Source organism: Pseudomonas wuhanensis (assembly GCF_030687395.1).
Classification (GTDB): Bacteria; Pseudomonadota; Gammaproteobacteria; order Pseudomonadales; family Pseudomonadaceae; genus Aquipseudomonas; species Aquipseudomonas wuhanensis.
In genome coordinates this window covers 1773619-1794244 of the sequence record NZ_CP117430.1, presented here as the reverse complement: position 1 = coordinate 1794244, position 20626 = coordinate 1773619, and the positions used below count along the sequence as shown (strand labels likewise).

Genomic DNA, 20626 nt, shown 5'->3' with positions numbered 1-20626 from the left:
CCCATCCTGACAAAGAGGTAACCATGAACGTCGATAAAAACCTGGAAAAAGAAGTCCTGACCCGCCTGCTGCACGCCCACCCAAATGGTTTGGGCAAGGAGGTTCTGGACAATTACCGGGGGGAGAGAGTCGTGGCCAGCACCCTCGCCACTCTGCAGGAACGCGGGCTGATCCAGCACGGTCATGTGATCTGCAACGAAGCCGGCGAGCACTCGCTGAACCTGCCGATCAAACTCAGCGCCGCTGGAGTTGAGGCGGCGCGCAAGCTGGATGTCTAACCGAGTAGGCGCTGCAACAGGTTGCGATCTTTTGCCTGTGAAGGTTTGAAAAGCAAAGGTCGCAGGCTCCTACAACCAGGAGAAATCCCATGCCTCGTGGAAGCAAAGACAAATACACCGCCGAGCAGAAACGCAAGGCCGAACACATCGAAGAAAGCTACGAGCACAAAGGCGTGTCGAAAGATGAAGCCGAAGCTCGCGCCTGGGCCACGGTGAACAAGCAGTCGGGTGGAGGTGAACGCGCCGGCGGTTCCGGGCGCAAGAAGCCGGCCAGCGCCAAGTCTGCAGATCGCAAGGAATCAGCCCGTCGCGCAGTGGCCACCCGTGAAGGCAAGCCGCGCAACAGCAAGGCTTCGCGCGATACGCAGACGGTGGACAGCCTGATGAAAGAAGCCCGGGCGAAGAAGATTCCAGGGCGCTCGAGCATGCGCAAGCAAGCGTTGATCGAGGCGTTGCGCAAGGCGGGTTAAAGATCTGGATTGAGGGTGAATTTGAGGGCCTCATCGCGGGCAAGCCCGCTCCCACAGGGGATTTGTTAACGACACAAACCCATGTGGGAGCGGGCTTGCTCGCGAAAGCGGTGGCTCAAGCGCCGAAAGTCTCGTGAATCAACGCATCCACCTCAGCCGTCCCCGGCGAAGTCGCCGGCCCCCAACGAGTAACCGCCAACGCCGCAGCCGCATTCGCCCGCCGCGCCGCTTCGACTGCCGATAATCCGTGCGCCAACCCGGCGATAAAAACGCCGGCGTGAGCATCCCCCGCGCCGTTGCTGTCCACCGCCTCGACCTTGAATCCCGGCACAGGCTGGTGATCGCCGCGCTGGCTGATCCAGCACCCTTGCGGCCCATCGCGTACCACCGTCAACACCTCGGTCGGCAGATGATCCGCCAATCGATGCAATGCCTCGCCGATATCCGTCGCCCCGGTAAACCGTAGCGCCTCGACACGGTTGCTGGTCCACAGATCGATGCGCGGCAACAAGGCTTTCATCAGCGGCGCATCCGGCGAATCCACCAATGGCCCCGGATCAAACACCACCTTGACCCCGTCCGGTAAATCCAGCACCCAATCCACCAGCGCCTGAGCCTTGCCGCCATGCAACAGGCTATAGCCGCTGACATAGACAAAGTCCCCCGCCTCGGCCGGCACACTCGCCAGGTCTTCGGCAGTCAATTCGCCTTCGGCACCGATGCAGGAAATGAACGTGCGCTCGGCCGAGGCTTCGGTCAGCGCGACGCACAGCCCGGTGTCGCGCTCAGTGCTCTGATCGATGCCGATCCGAATGCCTTCAGCCGTCATCGCCTCTCGGGCCAGGTCGCCGAAACGGCCCTTTCCATGGCGCCCGAGGTAGATCACCGGCAAGCCGTTTCGCCGTGCCGCGGCCATCACATTGAAGCCACCGCCAGCCTCGAAACGGGCGGATTGCGCCAGCACGTCACCACCCGATTGAGGCAACTTATCCACGGCCATGACCAGGTCGATCATGACCTGGCCGGTGTGCAGCAATCTAGACATGCGCAGGCTCGAGCAACGCGGCACGGCGGTCCTTGGCACCGCCGAGCACCCAGTAAATCCCGCCGGCCACCAGGAACGTCACGATCCAGCCCAGGCCGTTATGGCCCAGCCAGGAGTCGGACAAAAAGCCCCGGAACCAGACATCTTGTTCGGTTGTGCCAATGGTGGTGAAACTGAAACCCAGCACAATCGCCAGCGCCCATGCACCGAAGGCGCGCCACTCGACGCCACCGCGATACCAGTAGGCGCTGCTCGGGCTGACGTCCAGCAGGTCTTTGGGGCTGTAGTAATGACGATGGATCAAGTCGACCACGAAGATCCCGACCCACGCCGTGATTGGCACGGCCAGCAAGGAAATGAAGGTGATGAACGGGCCGTAGAAGCTCTCTGCGATCAGCATGAAGTAGATCGACCCGGCGAAGATCGCAATGATATCGAGCACCACCGCGTACACGCGCTTGACCTTAAGGCCGAGGGTCAGCGTGGTCAAACCGGCGGAGTACACCGACAGGTTGTTCGACAGCAGCAGGCCGCCGAACGCGGTGATCAGGTATGGCACGGCCATCCAGGTCGGCAGCATGTCGCGGATCGCGACGATCGGGTCAGTGGCCGAGGCCAGATCATTATTGCCCACCGACAGCAAACCACCGAGGGTGATCAGCAGTACCAGCGGAATCCCCGCACCGAACGCCGCCGACGCCACCAGACGCACGGCTTTGACACTGCGGTGCTGGTAGCGCGACATGTCGGCACCGGCGTTGGCCCAACCGATCCCGGTGCCGGCGGCCATGGTGCCGATGCCGATGATCATTGCGCTCAGTGGCGCGGGCGTCGCATTGAACACGGCGCTCCAGTCGATAGTCGCGCAGAGGAAACCGCCGACCAGGATGTTCAACGCACCGAACACGTAGGTCGCCCATCGCTGGATCACCAGCAACGTGGCGTGACCGAGGCCGGACACCGACAACGTCAGCAGCACAAAAACCGCGATGAACACCAGGGTCAGCAGCGGCGCGCTTTTGGCTTGCACCGGCGAGCCGAACAGAATCGAGCACAGCGACAGCAAGACGAATGCGGCGGTGGTGGTGTTGACGGTTTCCCAACCCAGTCGCGACATCAGCGAGACCAGTGTCGGACCGATATTGCCGCGCCCCCCAAAGATTGCTCGCGACAGCGTCAAGCTCGGTGCGCGACCACGACGACCGGCAATGGAGATGATCCCGACCACCGCGAACGAACCGGCGGCGCCGAGGATGGCGACGATGATCGCCTGCCAGATCGCCAGGCCGCGGAAGGCCACCAGCGTGGCGCCCAACGGCAAGCCGAGGATGGAAATGTTCGCCGCGAACCAGACCCAGAACAGTTGCAGTGGGTGACCGTTGCACTCCCCTTCCGGCACCGGCTCGATGCCACGGGTTTCCAATTGCCCGGCACTTTGCCCGGTGTTCGATGAACTCATAAAAAAACTCCTGTTGCCATTGTTGTGGTTATGGGCAATTTCGGAAGTCGACATAACGTTCCGGCGGTCCTTGCCATATCAGTGCGTTCCATTGCGGGTGAAAAATTCAAATATGCGGCGCGCCTATCGCGGGCAAGCCCGCTCCCACAGGTACGGCGTGCATCTCAAGGTTTGTACTATTCCTGTGGGAGCGGGCTTGCCCGCGATGACGTCAGTACATTCAACGCAAGGCCAGCAGTCCTTGCACCAACGGTTCCAACTCCAACGAATTAACGGCTTTGACCTTTTCGATCATCGCCACCGGCCAACTCTCAAGCCCCAGACAGGCCCCAAGCATGGCACCGAGAATCGCCGCGATGGTGTCGGTGTCACCGCCCAGACTGGCAGCCATGCACAACGCTTCGAAGGCCGTCATCTCCCCGATAGCCACTTGCTGAGCCAGCGCAAACGACACCACCACCGATTCCTGCGAGGCCACCGAAGTGCCAATCACGTCGTACAGCACGTCCCCCAGCAGCGCCTTGTCGCTGTCGACGCTGATGCTCCGCGCCCAACTGATGCGCGAGGCGATACGTCCGCCAGCGACCCAGTGGCCATGGCTTTCGGCTTGCTGAGCGATCTGCTGGCCGAGGTTCAATGCCTCGCTCAGGTCCATGCCGTTGATCCCGGCAGAAACCACCGCCGCCACCGCCGCCGCACTGGCAATTCCCAGCGTGGTGTTGTGGGTCACCTGACAGGCCTGCACCACGGCGCGGATGAAACGCTCGGGATCGGCAACATCGGCCGCAATCCCCACCGGCGTTATGCGCATCGCCGCGCCATTGGTGGTGCCGTGGCGACCTGCCTCTTCCAGCGAGTGGCCGGCGAGGATCATCTCGATCGCACGTTTGGTTGAGGGGCCGAGCAAATCCTGCGAGCCCTTGGCTTGCATCGCGGCTTCCCAGTCGATCAAGCGTTGGGCCAGCACCGCCGGTTCGATCCGGCCCTCGCCTTCAATCAATAACTGACCGATCAGGATCGCCTGTTCGGTATCGTCAGTGATCGAGCCTTTGGGCATGTTTGCGGCGATCGGTTGATCCGGGCCAGCGTCTTGCAGATCGGTAATTTCGCCAAAGCGCGCCTTGATCTCGGCGCGGCTCAGGGATTGGGTGGGCATGCCCAGCGCATCGCCCAGGGCCAGTCCGTAGAACGCGCCGAGGGCACGGTCGAGCGCGGTCATTTTGAAGTTCCAATTTGCAGGTGCAGACGAAAATGCACCGGATCGAGCAGGCTTTCGACCTGTTCCATGAAGCGGTTCTGACGGTCGTAAGTGGTGCGCAGGGCCTTGAGGAATACTGTTCCCACCGGACGCCCGAGCAATTCGGCGTCTTCGGCATTCAAGGGTTCAGCGCCGATCCACTGATCCCCGTGGTCGCCAATGTAGCCGTAGGCGGCCAACGTGATGGTCAGGGAGTCATCGATCAGCCCGACTCGCGGCAGGCTTTCAAGGCCTCCGGTGGCGGGCATCAATGAGCGTTCAAGGGACACCAGCGTGCCATCGGTGCCGCGGCGGCGACGATCGAGGGTGATGAACTGATCGGTGCCGAAACGTGGTAGCAGGTCAGGACGGGTCACCGCCTCCAGCCGCAGCACTTCGGTATTGATCAGCGCCCCATTGTCGGCCAGCGCCTGGGCCCAGCCGCTGCGCTGATCGAGCACCACACCGTCGAACGTGACGATGGACCCCACCCCGCTTTGCGAAGCGATGTACTGGCGCCGTTTCAGTTCGGCCAGGGCTTCACGCAGCGTGCCACGGCTGACCTTGAATTCTTGAGCCAACCGATGCTCGCCCGGCAATAGAACGCCGTCCTCCATGAGGCCGTTTTCGATGCGCCGGACGAGCTCGTCGAGTACCTGTTGTTTCTTGTCAATTCGTAGCGGTCTAATCATGTACACCTCGGGTGTACCGTCATAGCTGAAAGGGGTTGGGACGAGCAAGGGATATTTTGTGAAAGTGGGTGAAGGATCCTCCAAATGATCGTTCCCATGCTCCGCGTGGGAACGATCGGTGACAACCCGCTCCCACAAGGGAAAATCAGCGTTGTTTCAGTCGATCGATCACCACCGCCAGCAGCAAGATCGAACCGCGAATCACGTACTGATAAAACGTATCGATATTCTTCAGGTTCATCGCATTCTCGATGATCGCCAGAATCAGCACCCCGGCAATCACATGCCGAATCATCCCGATCCCGCCACTCAGCGACACCCCGCCGAGCACGCAGGCCGAGATCACCGTCAGCTCAAAGCCTTGGCCAATCATCGGCTGACCGGACGTCATGCGCGACGCCAGGATCACCCCGGCCAACGCACCGATCACACCGTGCACGGCGAAGATGATGATCTTGGTCCGGTCAACGTTGACCCCGGCCAGCAGCGCCGCTTCCTGATTGCCGCCGATGGCCATGGTGTTGCGCCCGTAGGTGGTGTAATTCAGCAGCCAGCCGAAAAACAGGAAGCAGACGATGGTGATCAGAATCGGCACCGGCACACCGAACAACTGGCCGTTACCGAAGACGAAGAACGACTCCTGGGACACGCCTACCGCTTTACCGTTGGCGAAAATGTAAGCCAGGCCGCGAACGATCTGCATGGTCGCCAGCGTGGTGATCAATGCATTGACCCGCAGCTTGGCGATCACGATCCCGTTGATCAGCCCGACAATCAGCCCCATCACCAGCGCGGCACTCACGCCGAGGAACACGCTGTCGGTGTCGCGCATCACCACCGCCGCGACTACGCCGGCACAGGCGATCACCGAGCCCACCGACAAGTCGAAATGCCCGGACGCCAGGCAATACAACATGGTGCAGGCGGCAATCCCGGTAGTGGAAATCGCCAGGCCCAGGCCACGCATGTTCAGTGGCGACAGGAAGTTGTCGATCAGCAAGGTGCAGAGCACGAAGATCCCGACGGCCGCCAGCAGCATCACCCAGTCATCGAGAAAGCGTCGCAAATCCAAGGGTTTGCGCGGGGTTGGCAAAGCGTTGTTTTGGATGGTCATAGTCACCTCTCAGTTCGCCACGTCGGCAGCGCGTTGGCGTGGCAACGCCAGTTGCAGCAGGTTGGATTCATTGGCTTGTTCACGGGTCAGTTCGCCGCGCATCGCGCCTTCGCAGAGCACCAGGATGCGGTCGGAAATACCCATGACTTCCATCAGGTCGCTGGACACCACAATCACCGCGATGCCACTGGCCGCCAGGTTATGGATGATCTGGTAGATCTCGGCTTTGGCACCGATGTCGATTCCCCGGGTGGGCTCGTCGAGCAGCAGGACTTTCATCGGCATCGACAGCCAGCGACCGAGAATCGCCTTCTGCTGATTGCCGCCGGACAGGTACATGATTTTCTGCGCCGCGTTGGGCGTCTTCACCTTCAGCGCCTTGATCTGCTTGTCGGCATTGTCCTTTTCCCACAAGCCGCGCAACAGGCAGCCGAAGGTGGAATGGGCGCCGCGAGCGCTGATGTTGATGTTCTCGGCGACGCTTGCGAGCGGCAGGATGCCCTCCTTCTTGCGGTCCTCGGGGCACAGCAGAATCCCCGCCGCAATGGCATCGCGCGGCGAACGCAGTTTCAGTTCACGACCGCGCAACTCCAGGCGTCCGGCGGTGTTACGCGTCAGCCCACTGAGCATTCGGAACAACTCGGTGCGCCCGGCCCCGACCAGGCCGAACAGCCCGAGGATTTCACCCTTGTGCGCCTCGAAACTCACCGGCTCGCGCAAGCCCGGCCCCAGTAACCCGTCGACCTTGAGCGCCACCGCGCCACGCGGACGGCTGCGGTAATCGTAGATATCCTGAATGTCGCGACCGACCATGCACGTCACTAACTGATCATGGGTCAGCGCGCTCATGTCCTCGAAAGTGCGCACGAAGCGACCGTCCTTGAACACTGTCACCGCGTTGCAGATACGGAACACTTCTTCCATGCGATGGGAGACGTAAAGCACTACTTTGCCTTCGTCGCGCAGGCGACCGATGATCGCCATCAAGCGATCGATTTCCCGTGCCGACAGGCTGCTGGTGGGTTCGTCGAACGCAATCACATGCGCGCCACGGGACAACGCCTTGGCAATTTCCACCAGTTGCCGCTGGCCGAGGGACAAGCGCCCGACTTTCTCTTGCGGGTCGATTTCATCGGCCAGGCCTTTAAGGCAGGCCAATGCCTGTTGCCGCAAAACGCCGCGATTGATCAGACCGAAACTCGCCGGCAGATGCCCGAGAAACAGGTTCTCGGCGACGGTCATTTCCGGTACCAGGTGCAGCTCCTGATGGATCACCGCGACCCCGCTGCCAATGCTGTCGGCGGTGGACTTGAAAGCCATCGACTGCTCGCCGATCTGCAGATCGCCACTGCTCGGCGTGTAAGCACCGCCAAGGATTTTCAGCAGCGTGGATTTACCGGCGCCGTTCTCGCCCATCAAGGCGTGAACCTGCCCCGGATGGGCGACGAAGCTGATGCCGTCCAGCGCCTTCACCCCGGGAAAGGTTTTGCCGATCCCGTTGAAGCGCAGGCTGCCGCCGCTACTCTGTTCATGTGTTTGTACTTGCGCGTGCATAAACCCACCTCATCACACCGGTCAGGCAGCCCCGTCGCCAGGGCCGCCGATGAAATCAACCGCGCCTCAGTTCCACAGGCCGATTTTTTCCAGTTCCTGCTTGAAGTTGTCGCGCGTGATCAGCGTAACGTCATCCATCGCGGTGTATTTCGGCGGCTCTTTGCCGGTGGTGACCCACTCGTACATCATGCTCGCGGTGTTGTAGCCCTCGATGTGCGGACTCGGCAGCATCGAGCCGAAGAAGCCGCTGTTGGGTTTCTTCAGTTCGCCGATGGCATCGGTGCCGTTGATGCCGATGCCGATCACGTTGGCCGCGGCAAAACCGGCGCTTTCGGTGGCGCGCACGCCGCCCAGCACGGTGTTGTCGTTCATGCCGCCGATGATCAGGTTTTTCGCCGCACCCGGAAGCTTCACCAAGGCCGAGTTGGTGGCGTCCATGCTGCCCGGCACGTCGAGGGTTTTCAGGGCCGAGAAGAGGATGTGGTCTTTCGGCATCCCGGCGTCTTCCAGCGCTTTGACAGAACCATCAGTGCGTTTCTTACCGGTATCGAGTTCGTTGTAGGTGTTGATCACCGCGTAGGTGTCTTTCCAGTCCCAGCCGCGTTTTTTCGCTTCGGTGGCCATGGCGGCGCCTTGCTTCTGGCCGACTTCGAAGGCCGCCATGCCGAGGTACGGCACGTCCTCCATGAACTTGCCGCCGGCATCGACGAAACGGTCATCGACAGCGATCACTTTCAAACCGTTGAGCTTGGCCTTGGCCATGATTGCCGGGCCGAGGGACACGTCCGGCGGGCAAATCACGAAGCCCTTGGCGCCGTTGGCCGCCAGGCTGTCGATGGCCGAGAGGGTTTTCTCACCGTCAGGCACGGCGATCTTGATGACGGTGAAGCCCTTGTCCTTTCCGGCCTTTTCGGCGAAGGCCCATTCCGTCTGGAACCAGGGCTCTTCCGCTTGCTTGACCAGAAAACCGATCTTCACTTCCTCGGCCGCCAGCAACGTACTGCTCAGGCTGACCGCCGTGACCGCCAAAGCGGCACAGCACAGGGAACGGATCCCACGACGACGTTTCATAAGCTGACTCCTTGTTATTTTTTTTGAGCGTTATTTGAAAGCCAATACAGCAGTCGAAGCATGCAGCCAATAGTCATATCGTATGATGATTGGATTTCAGACGTAATTTCGCGTCTGAAATCCGCGTTATTCAGTCGTGGTACATGACCGAACGACCACCATCGATGGTGATGCACGAAGCGTTGATGAATGGCGCCTCATCACTGGCCAGGAACACAGCGGTCATCGCCACTTCAATCGGCTGGCCGATGCGCCGCGGTGGATGCAGGTCGAAGGCGCGCTGACGTTCGGCATGGGGGTCGGCAAAACCGTTCCAGTAATCGACGTTCAGTTGGGTTTCGATGTAGCCCGGTGCGATAGCGTTGACCCGAATACCCTTGGGTGCGTATTCGATGCCCAAGGCGCGGGTCAGCCCGAGCAAGCCATGCTTGGCCACCGGGTACGGGAAGCAGCCGGGAATGATGTGAGTGGAGTGGGTCGAGGCGATGTTGATGATGCTGCCGATGCCCTGCTCGATCATTTGCGGCAGCACGGCTTTACAGCCATACCAGGCGCCGTCCAGGTCGATGGCGAAGCAGCGACGCCAGTCTTCCTCGGTCATTTGCAGCGGGTCGCGAAACACGTTGACCCCGGCGCAGTTGACCAGCACATCGATCCGGCCGTGAAGTTCGATAGCCAATTCAGCCATGGCGTGCAGGTCGTGCTGGCGCGACACATCGGCCTTGATCGCCACGACATCCGCGCCTTGGTCACGCCAGTGGGATGCGACTTTTTCGACTTTCTCGGCCTGGATATCACTGATGATCAGCTTGGCCTGCTGAGAGGCGAAGGTCGCGACGATCGCTTCGCCGATCCCCTGAGCGGCGCCGGTCAGCAGCACGACCTTGTTTTTCAGACGCTCACCCTTGGGCGGTTCGGGCACCGGTGGCAAGGAAAGAGGTTCAGCCATGGATCAACACTCCTGTTCGAAGGCACGACGAAAACCGGGCATCTGTCGATGTCCGGTCAAAAAGCTGTTGGGAATAGGCAGCCAGGCGCGAAAACGCCCGGGCGCGGAGGCGGCCTGAAGCACTGACTCCGCAAGGGAGTGCGGTGGAATATCGCTGCATCACTTCACCTGTTTTGTTTTTTTAAGTGTGAGTGCGTGTAACTGATGGGGCCGACTATAAACCCGACCACCAAATAATCTCAATATATAATTTTGCATCCCATATTTTGGGATTTATCCAGCAAATCGCTGACAGGGTTTTCCGGGCACATCCATTCGAATCGATAACAGCGCGCCGTCCAACGGATGATTGAGCGGGCTTGCGGCGCTGGTGATGTACAGGGTTTTGAGGTCTTCACCACCGAACACGCAACTGGTGGGACGGCTGACCGGCAGTTCGATTACCCGATCCACATAACCGTCTGGGTTCAGTCTAAGCAGACAACTGCCATCCCAGCGGGCGTTCCATATATAGCCTTCGGCATCCATCGCCGAGCCGTCGGGGCCACCACGTTCGTGGGGGCCGAACCAGACATAGGCGGTGTCCAGGTTGCCGTCGGCATGGATGAAATGCCGGTAAAGCGTGCTGTCGAGGCTGTCGGCGAAATACAGGGTTGTCCCGTCATCGCTCCACAGCAACGTGTTGGGAATGCCTAATCCTCGAAGCAGCGGCGTGACCCGAGCATCACGGTCGATGCGAAACAGGCCACCCGAGCGGTGCGCGACGGGCAAATCTTCGCCCTGCTCACCGATGTTGTTTTGCATGGTGCCCAGCCAGAGCCGGCCCTGGGCATCGCAACGGGCTTCGTTGGGGCGATTGCCGGGTTGCGGATCGGCGACGCAGAACAAGGTCAGCCGAGGTTCCAGGCCTGGAGAATCCAGATCCAGCCGATAAACCCCACTGCTCAATGTCACCAGGGCATCGCCGCTTTCGCAGGGGATGAATGCGGACACATGTTCCGGCATCTGCCAGATTTGCACATTGGCGCCGATCAGTCGGAGCACTTGTTTACCGGCGATATCTACCCAATACAGCGCCTGGGTCGGAGCATCCCAAAACGGGCCTTCGCCGAGTTGCGCACGGTGTCCGGTAACCGCAGTCCACGTCATGAAACCTCCTTTTTCACTGCTTTATCTTTTATGTGGGAGCGAGCCTGTATGGGAGGAGGCTTACCCCGCAAACCTGTGGGAGCGCGGCTTGCCCGCGAAGAACGATGACGCGTAATACCTGAAAAACCGCGGTGCATTCTTCGCGGGCAAGCCACGCTCCCACAGGTCTTTATCTTTAGCTGGCTTTTTTATCGGCCATGACTTGTGGGTAGAAGCGTTTGATCGCCAGGTCCGCGTTATCGATCAGGGTCATGCAGGCCCACACACCCCGCGCGGCATCCCGGGCGGCGATGGCGTCGGCCATGTCTTTGTGGATTGGCAAGGTTCGGCGCAGTTCGTCCGGGTCGGCGGCAGACACTTCGAAAGACACTGCCAGCAACGCGCCGAGGGCCGGGACCATTTGTTCGATGAACTGATTGTGGCTGGCGGCGAGAATGCACTCGTGAAAGAACTGGTCGGCGCGGTTGTAATCGATGCCGCTGTCCACTGCCCGTTCCAGCGCGTTATAGGCCTGGCGTACGGCTTGCACTTGGTCCACCGTCGCCCGCTCGCAAGCCCAGCGCACCGCCATGGGTTCGATGGTGCGGCGCAGATCGAGCAAGTCGTCGACGAAGTTTTCCGGTAAGCCGCTGCGCGACAGCCAGCCGACGACTTGCGGATCGAAGAGATTCCAGCGCCGCACCGGCAATACGCGTGTGCCGACCTTCGGCCCAACTTCGAGCATGCCTTTGGCGACCAGGGTTTTGATGGCTTCGCGGATGACCGTGCGGCTGACACCGAGTTGCTCGCCCAGATCAGCTTCGACCTTGATGGTTTCGCCGGGTTTAACCTGGCCGGCAGCAATCCAGCACCCCAGCCAGTCGACCGTCGACGCATGAAAACTGCTGGACATGGACACCTCATCGACCGGTGATAAAAAAACAAACGATGCAAAGCCGTTTGCGATGGGTGTCCACGCTAATCATCATATGATTGAGTGTCAATTGGATTTTCAGGTGACCTGCCAAGACGAACATGGCTGTTCGTCCGAATCCTGCCCGAAGCGCTTTGATCCCATCCACTTTGTAAACTACGGTTAGCCGCAGCAGATCGGGCTGTCAGTGATCTGTTCCCCTTCAAATCCGCTATCGACAGGTATGAACATGGACATGGATGCGTCTACGAAATACCCCATTGTGTTGGTTCACGGTCTTTTCGGCTTCGATAAAATCGCCGGTTATCCCTACTTCTTTGAAATCGAGGAAGCCCTGGAACGCGCTGGCGCCCAGGTGTTTGCCGTCAATATTCCAGCCGTCAACGGCAATGAGGAACGCGGTGAAAAACTGCTCGAACACGTCAACCGCATTTTGCTGGAGACCGGAGCTGCCAAGGTCAATCTGATCGGCCATAGCCAAGGCCCTCTGGCCGCACGCTATGTAGCAGCCTTGCACCCGGAAAAGGTCGCGTCGGTCACCTCGGTCAGTTGCCCCAATCATGGTTCCGAGATTGCCGACCAATTGCATAAGGCACTGACGCCCGGAGAGTTGCCCGAAGCGTTTGTATTGGCCCTGTTAAGCGCGGTCGGCACTTTCATTTCTTTGATCAGCGGCCACCCGGAAAACGCCGTGGATCCTCAAGCGGCTTTCGAATCGCTGACCAGCGCAGGCTTGGCTGCCTTTAATCGCAAGTACCCGCAAGGAGTGCCAAAGGTTTGGGGCGGTGAAGGCAACGAAGTTGAAAACGGCGTGTATTACTACTCCTGGAGCGGGATCGTGCAGAACTTCCAAAGTCTGCAACTCCTCGACCCGACCCATTTGAACTGTAAAGTGCTGTCCAAGTTATTTTATAAAGAGATGCACGCCAACGATGGACTGGTCGGTCAATACAGCTCGCATCTGGGCAAAGTGATTCGATCGGATTACCCCATGGACCATTTCGACGCGGTCAATCAGATGGCTGGGATCAACAGTTGGAACGTGAGTCCGGTCGGGCTCTACCTGGAACATGCTGCGCGACTCAAGAGCAAAGGTTTGTAAGCCCCAAAAAAACGGCCCGTTGAAACAACGGGCCGTTTTTTTACAGCACAGAAACACAGTATTAAGGCTCAAGCCCGATAGGGAAAAACTCGCCACCGCTCCACACGCCCAGCCAGCGCTGCCCCTCGATCTCACGGGTCACCGCCAGTTCCACCAGCTGGTAGAACACATTGCGGTGAATCAGCGCTTCAAGGTTGGTGCGCACATGCACATACGGCGCGGGTTCCTGAGTGATCGGATCAATGACTACACGCATAGGGTGCTCGGCGCCGGCATCGGCCGTTTCATCGACGTTGGTGGTAAAGCGCAAGAGCTGGGCTTCACCCTCGCCTTCGACCTCCACGGCAATCGCCACGAACGGTGCGTCGTCGACCTTGATGCCAACCTTTTCGACCGGGGTAATCAGGAAGTACTCATCGCCGTCGCGGCGAATGATGGTGGAGAACAGCTTGACCATCGGCTTGCGCCCGATCGGCGTGCCCAGGTAATACCAGGTGCCGTCGCGGGCGATGCGCATGTCGATATCGCCGCAGAAATCGGGGTTCCACAAGTGGACCGGCGGCAAGCCTTTGGTTTTGGGGATTTGCCCCAACAGATCGTTGGCTTTTTGCGGGCCACTCATGGCGTTCTCCTTTTAATTACTGGTCGCTGAGCCCCAGCAGGCTACGAGCGTATTGCTCCAGCGGCGGGCCCAGCAAGTCTTCTGGTTTGTTGTCATGGAACGTCAGTAAACCGCCACGACTCTTGATACGTGCAGTATCGATCAAATACTGGGTGCTGGTCTCGATCAACATGATCTGAATCACGCCGTTATCGATTCCGAGGCGATCCACGTGTTCCTGGTCGAGCCATTCGTCCGAGTTGCCGATGCGGTCGTCGGCCTTGGCGAAACGGGTGTAAAGCAGGTAATGGGCGCCGGCGGCACGGGCTTCGCCCATGGCAGCGTCGAGACCTTCCGGCGCGCGGGCGCGGCGGACCATCGGGAAATATTCGATAAAGCCGTTGAAGGCCTCTTCGGCCACCACGTTAGGTCGCGGGTAGGCACTGCCCGGCGGCGCGAAGGCACCCTGGGCAATGTAAATGAACGAGTCCGGCTGAATGCGGAAGTTATTCACGCGACGGCTGTCGCTGTGGTCCAGCAGGCCCGCGTCGCTCATATGGTAGCGAGTCCCTTCGGCCATATCGCTGACATTCATGCAGCCACCAAGCGCCAAAACGGCCAGCAGCAAAACCAGGCTACGCATCCTACCCTCCAGAGGCCGGTGACGGAAAACCGGCGAATGGCCATGGGATGCAGCTTCCGCGCCAGCTCAAGATAGCGTCGCCTGATAGATTGCAATCGCGGGCAAGCCACGCTCCCACAGGTTTTCACAGTACCTGTGGGAGCGTGGCTTGCCCGCGATAACGTCGGATCAGCCGCCAATAATCTTCATGATGGTCGCGCCACCGGAGAACGCTACTTCCTGCTTGTCCCCCAAGGCTTTGACCAGCAGTCGCTGCAAGGCCGGCAGCGCCTGGTGACGAGGTTTGTCCAGCAGATCGCCAACATAGTGGCGATTGCTCGACGACAGGCAGCCATGCAGCCAACCAGTGGACGACAAGCGTAGACGCGAACAGGTGCGGCAAAACGGAACGCTTTCGTTGGCGATCACGCCGAAGTGGCCCAGCCCTGGAATCTGGTAACGCACCGCCGTGGCATCGACCGGCGCATCGGCCTGAAGGTACTCGTAGCGCTCGCCGATCAGGCTCAGCAACTGCTGAAGGCTGACAAACTGCTGCAGGAAGGCGTTGGAGTCGCTGGCCAGATGGCCCATGCGCATCAACTCGATGAAACGCAACTCGTAGCCGCGCTCCAGGCAGTAGTCGAGCAACGGCATCACTTGATCGAGGTTCTGCCCGCGCAGCGGCACCATATTGACCTTGATCTTCATGCCAGCCGCGGCGGCCTGGTCCATGCCGTGGAGGACGGTCGCCAGATCACCGCCGCGCGCAATGCTGCGGAAAGCGCTGGCATCCAGGGTATCGAGGGAAACGTTGATGCGCCGAATGCCGGCATCCATCAGCAGGGGCAGCTTCTTCGCCAGCAACTGGCCATTGGTGGTCAGGCTGATATCCGCCAGACCCATCTGCCCGACGGCAGTCATGAAGGCTTCGAGTTTGGGACTGACCAGTGGCTCACCACCGGTAATACGCAAGCGCTCGATGCCCGCGGCCTCGATCAGATAGGCCACGCCGCGTGCCATGGCCTCCGCCGACAACTCATCCTGCGCAGCCACCAGCCGCTTGCCATTGGGCACGCAGTAGGTACAAGCGTAGTTGCAGGCTGAGGTCAGACTGATCCGCAAATTGCGAAAACGCCTGCCTTGACGGTCAACGATCATGGATCACTCCGGCGAAAGAAGATTCGAACGCGCAAAACTTGACTCACAAATCAAGTTTTAGCAAGCCCTATGCCTGAGTATATTCCTGCGGTACTGCGCCATGTAGCTAAATCATGGCGCAATAAGACAACTGAATGGTTCAGCTGCTCGGCGTGTCGGTGTCGCGCTTGCGCTTGTTGCCCATGCGCACGCCGATGTCCATCAGGAACTGGAAGAAACCTTCCTGATCTTCCAGCACGTTGCTCCAGAACGGCGAGTGATACAGCGCCACGGCGCCGTGTACCAGCGCCCAGGCCGCGCAGTAATGGAAGTAAGGCGGTACGTCTTCGAGCTTGCCTTCGCTGATCCGGCCCTTGATCAACAGGGTCAGGCGTTCGAAGTTCGAGGCGCGGATCTTGTGCAGTTCCTCGACCATCTCCGGCACCTGGTTGCCCTTGACCACCTTTTCTTCCAGGCGATCGAACAACCGATAGCGTTGCGGATCGCGCATGCGGAATTCGAAGTAGGCCCGGGACAGGGCTTCCTTGTCCTTATCGACATCGGCGGAATGCAACAGCTCGTTCAAATCGCGCTCGTAATCAAGCATCAGGCGCAGATAGATCTCCGCCTTGGATTTGAAGTGCTTGTAGATCGTGCCTTTGCCGATACCGACGGCATCAGCAATCATCTCGACGGTGACACTGTCTTCACCTTGTTCGAGGAACAGCTTGAGCGCGGTATCGAGAATTTCTTGCTCGCGGCGACGAAACTCACGGACCTTACGAGGTTCTTTATGCATAAGAAAAGGTCTGTAGGGGTCAAAATTCGAAGCCGCGTATTATGCCTAACTTACGCAAAAATGCACGGATCATCCGACCATATATGTGTTTCTTGATGAATTCAGGCTACCTCGCCAGTCAATGAGAACTCAACCGAAGCGCGCGTATTCCAAATTTGTTTAAAAACCCGACCAGCTAAACTGGACTCGGCGCAATACTGATCAATACTTCAACTGTCGGCGAGGCATCTCCCCCAAGTGTCGCGCCGATGAAGGTACCAAAGGATTGCGTGCCTTTGTTTTACTCCTAATGGTCTTAACCCGGATTCACCCCCCAGAACCCGGGTTTTTTTTGCCTGCGATTCAGCGGCCAAAGCCCTTGGGAGCTGCCGAAGACTGCAATCTTTTCTAACGTTACACCGATGCCCCAACGTGCGCCAACGGGAACAAGCGCTTGAAATTCTCGGTGGTCTGCTCGGCAAATCGCTCGTAGGACTCACCTCGCAACATTGCCAGAAATTCCGCTACCTCACGTACGTATTGCGGCAGGTTCGGTTTACCGCGATACGGGATCGGCGCCAGGTACGGCGAGTCGGTTTCTACCAGTAACCGGTCAGCCGGCACCTTGCTGGCCACATCCCGCAGGGCATCGGCATTGCGAAAAGTGACAATACCGGACAAGGAAATGTAATACCCCATGTCCAGAGCAGCCTTGGCCATCTCCCAGTCTTCGGTGAAGCAATGCAGCACGCCCGCTTGAGGCAGTGCCGCTTCGCGTAGCAGCTCAAGGGTGTCGGCCCGGGCGCCACGGGTGTGGATGATTACCGGCTTTCCGGTCTGTTGCGCCGCTTGCAAGTGCAGACAGAACGATTCCTGCTGCAATTGCGCCGCTTCCGGCTCGTAGTGGTAATCCAGGCCGGTTTCACCGATTGCCACCACCCGAGGATGATTGAGTTCGCGCAACAGCCAGTCCAGCGCCGGAGCGGCACCTGGCTGTACATCCAGCGGATGCACGCCGACCGAACAATCAACGTCGTCGTAGTGTTCAGCCAGGGCTTTGACGTCGGCGGCATTATCGGCGCTGACGCCAATACACAGAAAGTGCCCTACCCCGCGCTCACGGGCTGCATCGAGTGCAGCATCCAGGGAGCCGTCGTGGGCGGTGAGGTCGAGGCGATCAAGGTGGCAATGGGAATCTACGAGCATAAAAGGGCTGCAACTTACATCGTATGAGTGGGACGGTCGGACTTCAGGGCTCCGGCCAGATGGGTTTCGATGCGACTGCGCGCGGTGTTGTCGCCTTCGTTGAATTGCACGCCAACCCCGGCGGCGCGGTTGCCTTGGGCGCCTTTGGGGGTGATCCAGGTAACCTTGCCGGCAACCGGAATCTTTTCCGGTTCGTCCATCAGGTGCAGCAGCATGAAAACCTCATCACCCAACTTGTAGCTTTTGTTGGTCGGGATAAACAGGCCGCCGTTTTTGATGAACGGCATATAGGCCGCGTAGAGCACGGCCCTGTCTTTGATGGTCAAGGACAAAATGCCATTTCGCGGCCCCGGACTGATGGGTTCGTTCATGTTGACCTCCACTGTCTGATGATCAGAGTCTAGTGTCAGACGGTCACTTCTGGGTAGGCAAGGATACCCATTGCACCAACAGCGCCTCCAGCAACAACGCCGAATTGAGGTTGGCCTTGCTCATTACTTTCTGCCGTTGGGCGAGAATCCAGTCCTGGATATTCAAGACTTTGTCCTGTGCGGATTTCTGCGCCAGGTACTGAATCACCTTGCGCATGTCTGCCAGGCCCAGCCCTGCTTCATCCTGAGTCAATTGATAACGCAGAATCAGGCTCGACCAATCGCAGAACCAGTCGAACAGCAGCAGCATGGGAATGGTTTTCCACTCCTCGGCCAGTTGCGTCGGCGATTGCTGTTGCTTGAGCAACTTTTTCACACCCTCAACCACCAGAGCCCGCTGTTCGCGCACGCCCTGTGCCTGCAATTTCACTGCGGCCAATGGCGAACCGGCGGCCAGGGTCAGCAGTTCAATGCGCTCTTCTTCCGAACAGTCCGGCAAAGCGTTGGCCAGCCAGGCCAGACTCATCGCCTCGCTTGGCAACGGACAGGCTTGCTGCACGCAACGGCTCTTGATAGTCGGCAGCAGACGACTGGTCTGGTGGCTGACCAACAGCAATACGGTATCGCCGGACGGCTCTTCAAGGCTTTTCAGCAAGGCGTTGGCAGCGTTGATATTCATCGATTCGACCGGCTCGATCAGCACCACTTTGCGGCCGCCCATCTGCGCGGTCTGAACCACGAAGCTGACCAGATCACGCACCTGATCGACCTTGATCGCCTTGTCTGCTTCTTCCGGCTCCAGGATGTAGTTGTCGGGGTGGCTGCCGGCCTTCAGCAACAAACAGGATTTGCACTCACCGCAGGCGTCTTGGGAGGTCGGGCGCTGACACAACAAATGGGCCATCAGACGCTCAGCCAGCGCCCGCTTGCCGATCCCGGCCGGGCCATGCAGCAAATAGGCATGGGCGTGCTGGGCACGGCCGGCCAATTGCTGCCAGAGACTGTCCTGCCACGGATAGGCTTCAGCCACGGGTCAGCTCCAGCAGACGTGGCAACAAGGCATCCAGAGACTGTTGAACCTGCGCTAGCGGCTGAGCGGCATCCACCAGAACATGACGCGCAGGATCTGCTTTGGCACGCTCGAGGAAGGCATTGCGCACTGCATCGAAAAACGCTCGACCTTCGAGCTCGAAGCGATCCAGGCGACCGCGGGCGCTGGCCCGGGCCAGGCCCACTTCCACCGGCAGATCGAAGATCAGTGTCAAGTCCGGGCGTAGATCGCCCTGCACGAATGTTTCGAGGGTCGCAATGCGCTCCAGTGACAAACCGCGACCGCCGCCCTGATAGGCATAGGTCGAATCGGTAAAACGATCGCACAAGACCACCGCGCCACGGGCCAGCGCCGGGCGGATCACCTCGGCCAGATGCTGGGCTCGCGCGGCGAACACCAACAGCAGCTCGGTGTCGGGATTCATCACCTCATCGACCGGCGCCAACAGCACGTCACGGATTCGTTCGGCCAAGGGCGTGCCGCCGGGCTCCCGGGTCAACACCACCTCGATCCCGGCAGCGCGCAGACGCTCGGCCAGGTATTCGCGATTGGTGCTCTTGCCGGCACCTTCCGGGCCTTCCAGGGTAATAAACAAGCCAGTCACAGGCAGTCCTTAGTCAGAGTCATTGCGGGCTTTGCGGCGCGGGCGCATCCGCTTCGGGGGCTGGCGCAGGTTCTTGTGCGGGGTCTTGCACGGAATCTTGCGGCGCTACGGGTGGCAGGTCTTCGGGCGCCGTATTGGGCGAAGCCGCCGGGATCGGGGCCTGAGTATCCTCCGTCGACGGCGTAACAGTCGGCGCAGGGCTGGACCGGTAATCGGCACGTCGATTGATCTGGTACTCGCGCACCGCATTATTGTGAGCATCCAGATCATCGGAGAACACGTGGCTGCCATCACCGCGCGCGACAAAATACAGGCTGTTGCCGTCCGCCGGATTCAACGCCGCATGGATCGCTTCGCGACCCACCATCGCAATCGGCGTCGGCGGCAGACCAGCAATCATGTAAGTGTTATACGGCGTCGGTTCCTTGAGATGAGCACGGGTCAATTTGCCGTTGTAACGATCACCCAGACCATAAATCACGGTCGGATCGGTCTGCAACAGCATGCCCATCTCCATGCGCCGCACGAACACGCCGGCGATCTGCCGACGCTCCTGCGGCACACCGGTTTCCTTTTCCACCAGCGAGGCCATGATCAGCGCTTGATAGGGCTCCGTGTAGGGAACGTCGGCAGCGCGCTGGCTCCATTCCTTGGCGAGGACCTCGTCGAGGCGGTCGTAAGCTTTCTTGAGCAGATCGACGTCGGTCATGCCGCGCACGAAACGATACGTGTCGGGGAAGAATCGTCCTTCGGGGAAAATCCCGCTGTGCCCGAGCTTGTCCATCACTTGGCTGTCGCTCAGACCGTTGAGGGTCTGCTCGAGTTTTTCATCCTTGGCCAGGGCCGCGCGAACCTGATGGAAATTCCAGCCTTCGACCAGTGTCAGGCTGTACTGCACCATTTCTCCGCGCTTCCACAGGTCGATCAACCCGTTGACTGTCATACCGGGCACCATGCGGTATTCGCCGCTGTGCAGCGGTTGTCCTGCCAGGTTGAAGCGCCAATACACACGCAGCCAGAAAGCGTCTTTGATGACGCCATCGGCTTCGAGTCGAAGGAAGGTGCGGTTTGGCGTAGTGCCTTTGGGCACTTCCAGCAGCTCTTCCTGGGCGATGTTCAGCGGCTGTTCCAGCGCCGAATCGATTTTCCAGGCGCAAGCGCCCGCCAACAGCCCCGCCAGAACCAATCCGGTTTCCAGCAGCAGCAAGAATTTACGTCTCACG

22 protein-coding genes are annotated in these 20626 nt (G+C 59.6%); 3 read left to right on the top strand and 19 right to left on the bottom strand.

What is annotated here, in order from left to right; all coding sequences use genetic code 11:
• The first annotated feature begins 23 nt into the window (after window positions 1-23).
• Both PSH88_RS08260 and PSH88_RS08255 read left to right on the top strand, forming a co-directional pair.
• Entirely contained in the window at window positions 24-278 is a 255-nt protein-coding gene (locus PSH88_RS08260; protein ID WP_305425755.1) for a hypothetical protein, read from the top strand.
• An 89-nt stretch (window positions 279-367) separates the two neighbouring features.
• Window positions 368-748 carry a Rho termination factor N-terminal domain-containing protein gene (locus PSH88_RS08255; RefSeq protein WP_305425754.1) on the top strand — a complete coding sequence of 127 codons (381 nt, stop codon included), beginning with the start codon at window positions 368-370 and terminating at the stop codon, window positions 746-748.
• A 115-nt stretch (window positions 749-863) separates the two neighbouring features.
• Here PSH88_RS08255 and PSH88_RS08250 read toward each other — a convergent pair whose 3' ends face one another.
• From PSH88_RS08250 to PSH88_RS08205, 10 genes are all read right to left on the bottom strand, one after another.
• Complete coding sequence (locus PSH88_RS08250; RefSeq protein ID WP_305425753.1) at window positions 864-1793, bottom strand: PfkB family carbohydrate kinase; 930 nt, start codon at window positions 1791-1793, stop codon at window positions 864-866.
• Entirely contained in the window at window positions 1786-3252 is a 1467-nt protein-coding gene (locus PSH88_RS08245; protein WP_305483506.1) for a purine-cytosine permease family protein, read from the bottom strand. Before PSH88_RS08245 ends, PSH88_RS08250 begins: the two co-directional genes overlap by 8 nt.
• A gap of 220 nt (window positions 3253-3472) precedes the next feature.
• A complete protein-coding gene (locus PSH88_RS08240; RefSeq protein WP_305425752.1) occupies window positions 3473-4471 on the bottom strand; it encodes an ADP-ribosylglycohydrolase family protein in 999 nt (332 codons plus the stop codon).
• Entirely contained in the window at window positions 4468-5181 is a 714-nt protein-coding gene (locus PSH88_RS08235) for a GntR family transcriptional regulator (RefSeq protein WP_305425751.1), read from the bottom strand. The genes PSH88_RS08240 and PSH88_RS08235 overlap by 4 nt, the downstream gene beginning before the upstream one ends.
• 145 nt (window positions 5182-5326) lie before the next feature.
• Window positions 5327-6295: an L-arabinose ABC transporter permease AraH gene (gene araH, locus PSH88_RS08230; RefSeq protein WP_305425749.1), complete on the bottom strand. Its 969-nt coding sequence runs from the start codon at window positions 6293-6295 to the stop codon at window positions 5327-5329.
• A 9-nt stretch (window positions 6296-6304) separates the two neighbouring features.
• A complete protein-coding gene (araG, locus tag PSH88_RS08225) occupies window positions 6305-7849 on the bottom strand; it encodes an L-arabinose ABC transporter ATP-binding protein AraG (RefSeq protein ID WP_305425747.1) in 1545 nt (514 codons plus the stop codon).
• Window positions 7850-7915: 66 nt separating this feature from the next.
• Window positions 7916-8920, bottom strand: a complete 1005-nt coding sequence (locus PSH88_RS08220) for a substrate-binding domain-containing protein (RefSeq protein WP_123494570.1) — start codon at window positions 8918-8920, stop codon at window positions 7916-7918.
• A gap of 130 nt (window positions 8921-9050) precedes the next feature.
• Entirely contained in the window at window positions 9051-9869 is an 819-nt protein-coding gene (locus PSH88_RS08215; RefSeq protein ID WP_305425743.1) for an SDR family oxidoreductase, read from the bottom strand.
• Window positions 9870-10142: 273 nt separating this feature from the next.
• Entirely contained in the window at window positions 10143-11018 is an 876-nt protein-coding gene (locus PSH88_RS08210) for an SMP-30/gluconolactonase/LRE family protein (protein WP_305425741.1), read from the bottom strand.
• 175 nt (window positions 11019-11193) lie between these two features.
• Entirely contained in the window at window positions 11194-11910 is a 717-nt protein-coding gene (locus tag PSH88_RS08205; RefSeq protein WP_305425740.1) for a FadR/GntR family transcriptional regulator, read from the bottom strand.
• Window positions 11911-12160: 250 nt separating this feature from the next.
• Between PSH88_RS08205 and PSH88_RS08200 the strand changes: the two genes are divergently transcribed.
• Window positions 12161-13033, top strand: coding sequence for an esterase/lipase family protein (locus PSH88_RS08200; protein ID WP_305425739.1), 873 nt, complete (start codon window positions 12161-12163; stop codon window positions 13031-13033).
• Between the two features lie 61 nt (window positions 13034-13094).
• On the opposite strand, the gene PSH88_RS08195 is transcribed toward PSH88_RS08200, so the two are convergent.
• The 9 genes from PSH88_RS08195 to mltG all read right to left on the bottom strand — a co-directional run bounded on the left by PSH88_RS08195 (window position 13095) and on the right by mltG (window position 20625).
• Entirely contained in the window at window positions 13095-13655 is a 561-nt protein-coding gene (locus PSH88_RS08195; RefSeq protein WP_305425738.1) for a DUF1285 domain-containing protein, read from the bottom strand.
• 16 nt (window positions 13656-13671) lie between these two features.
• Window positions 13672-14277 (bottom strand): DUF4823 domain-containing protein, encoded by a 606-nt coding sequence (locus tag PSH88_RS08190; protein WP_305425736.1) that lies wholly within the window; start codon window positions 14275-14277, stop codon window positions 13672-13674.
• A gap of 168 nt (window positions 14278-14445) precedes the next feature.
• A complete protein-coding gene (locus tag PSH88_RS08185) occupies window positions 14446-15414 on the bottom strand; it encodes a GTP 3',8-cyclase MoaA (RefSeq protein WP_305425735.1) in 969 nt (322 codons plus the stop codon).
• A gap of 139 nt (window positions 15415-15553) precedes the next feature.
• Entirely contained in the window at window positions 15554-16192 is a 639-nt protein-coding gene (locus tag PSH88_RS08180; protein WP_007942012.1) for a TetR/AcrR family transcriptional regulator, read from the bottom strand.
• 393 nt (window positions 16193-16585) lie between these two features.
• On the bottom strand, window positions 16586-17377 hold the full coding sequence (locus PSH88_RS08175; protein WP_305425733.1) for a TatD family hydrolase: 792 nt from the start codon (window positions 17375-17377) through the stop codon (window positions 16586-16588).
• A gap of 14 nt (window positions 17378-17391) precedes the next feature.
• A complete protein-coding gene (locus PSH88_RS08170) occupies window positions 17392-17748 on the bottom strand; it encodes a PilZ domain-containing protein (protein WP_008014345.1) in 357 nt (118 codons plus the stop codon).
• A 43-nt stretch (window positions 17749-17791) separates the two neighbouring features.
• On the bottom strand, window positions 17792-18778 hold the full coding sequence (locus PSH88_RS08165) for a DNA polymerase III subunit delta' (protein ID WP_305425730.1): 987 nt from the start codon (window positions 18776-18778) through the stop codon (window positions 17792-17794).
• Window positions 18771-19403 carry a dTMP kinase gene (tmk, locus tag PSH88_RS08160; RefSeq protein ID WP_305425729.1) on the bottom strand — a complete coding sequence of 211 codons (633 nt, stop codon included), beginning with the start codon at window positions 19401-19403 and terminating at the stop codon, window positions 18771-18773. The genes PSH88_RS08165 and tmk overlap by 8 nt, the downstream gene beginning before the upstream one ends.
• 19 nt (window positions 19404-19422) lie before the next feature.
• Entirely contained in the window at window positions 19423-20625 is a 1203-nt protein-coding gene (mltG, locus tag PSH88_RS08155; RefSeq protein WP_305425728.1) for an endolytic transglycosylase MltG, read from the bottom strand.
• Between the last annotated feature and the right edge of the window lies 1 nt (window position 20626).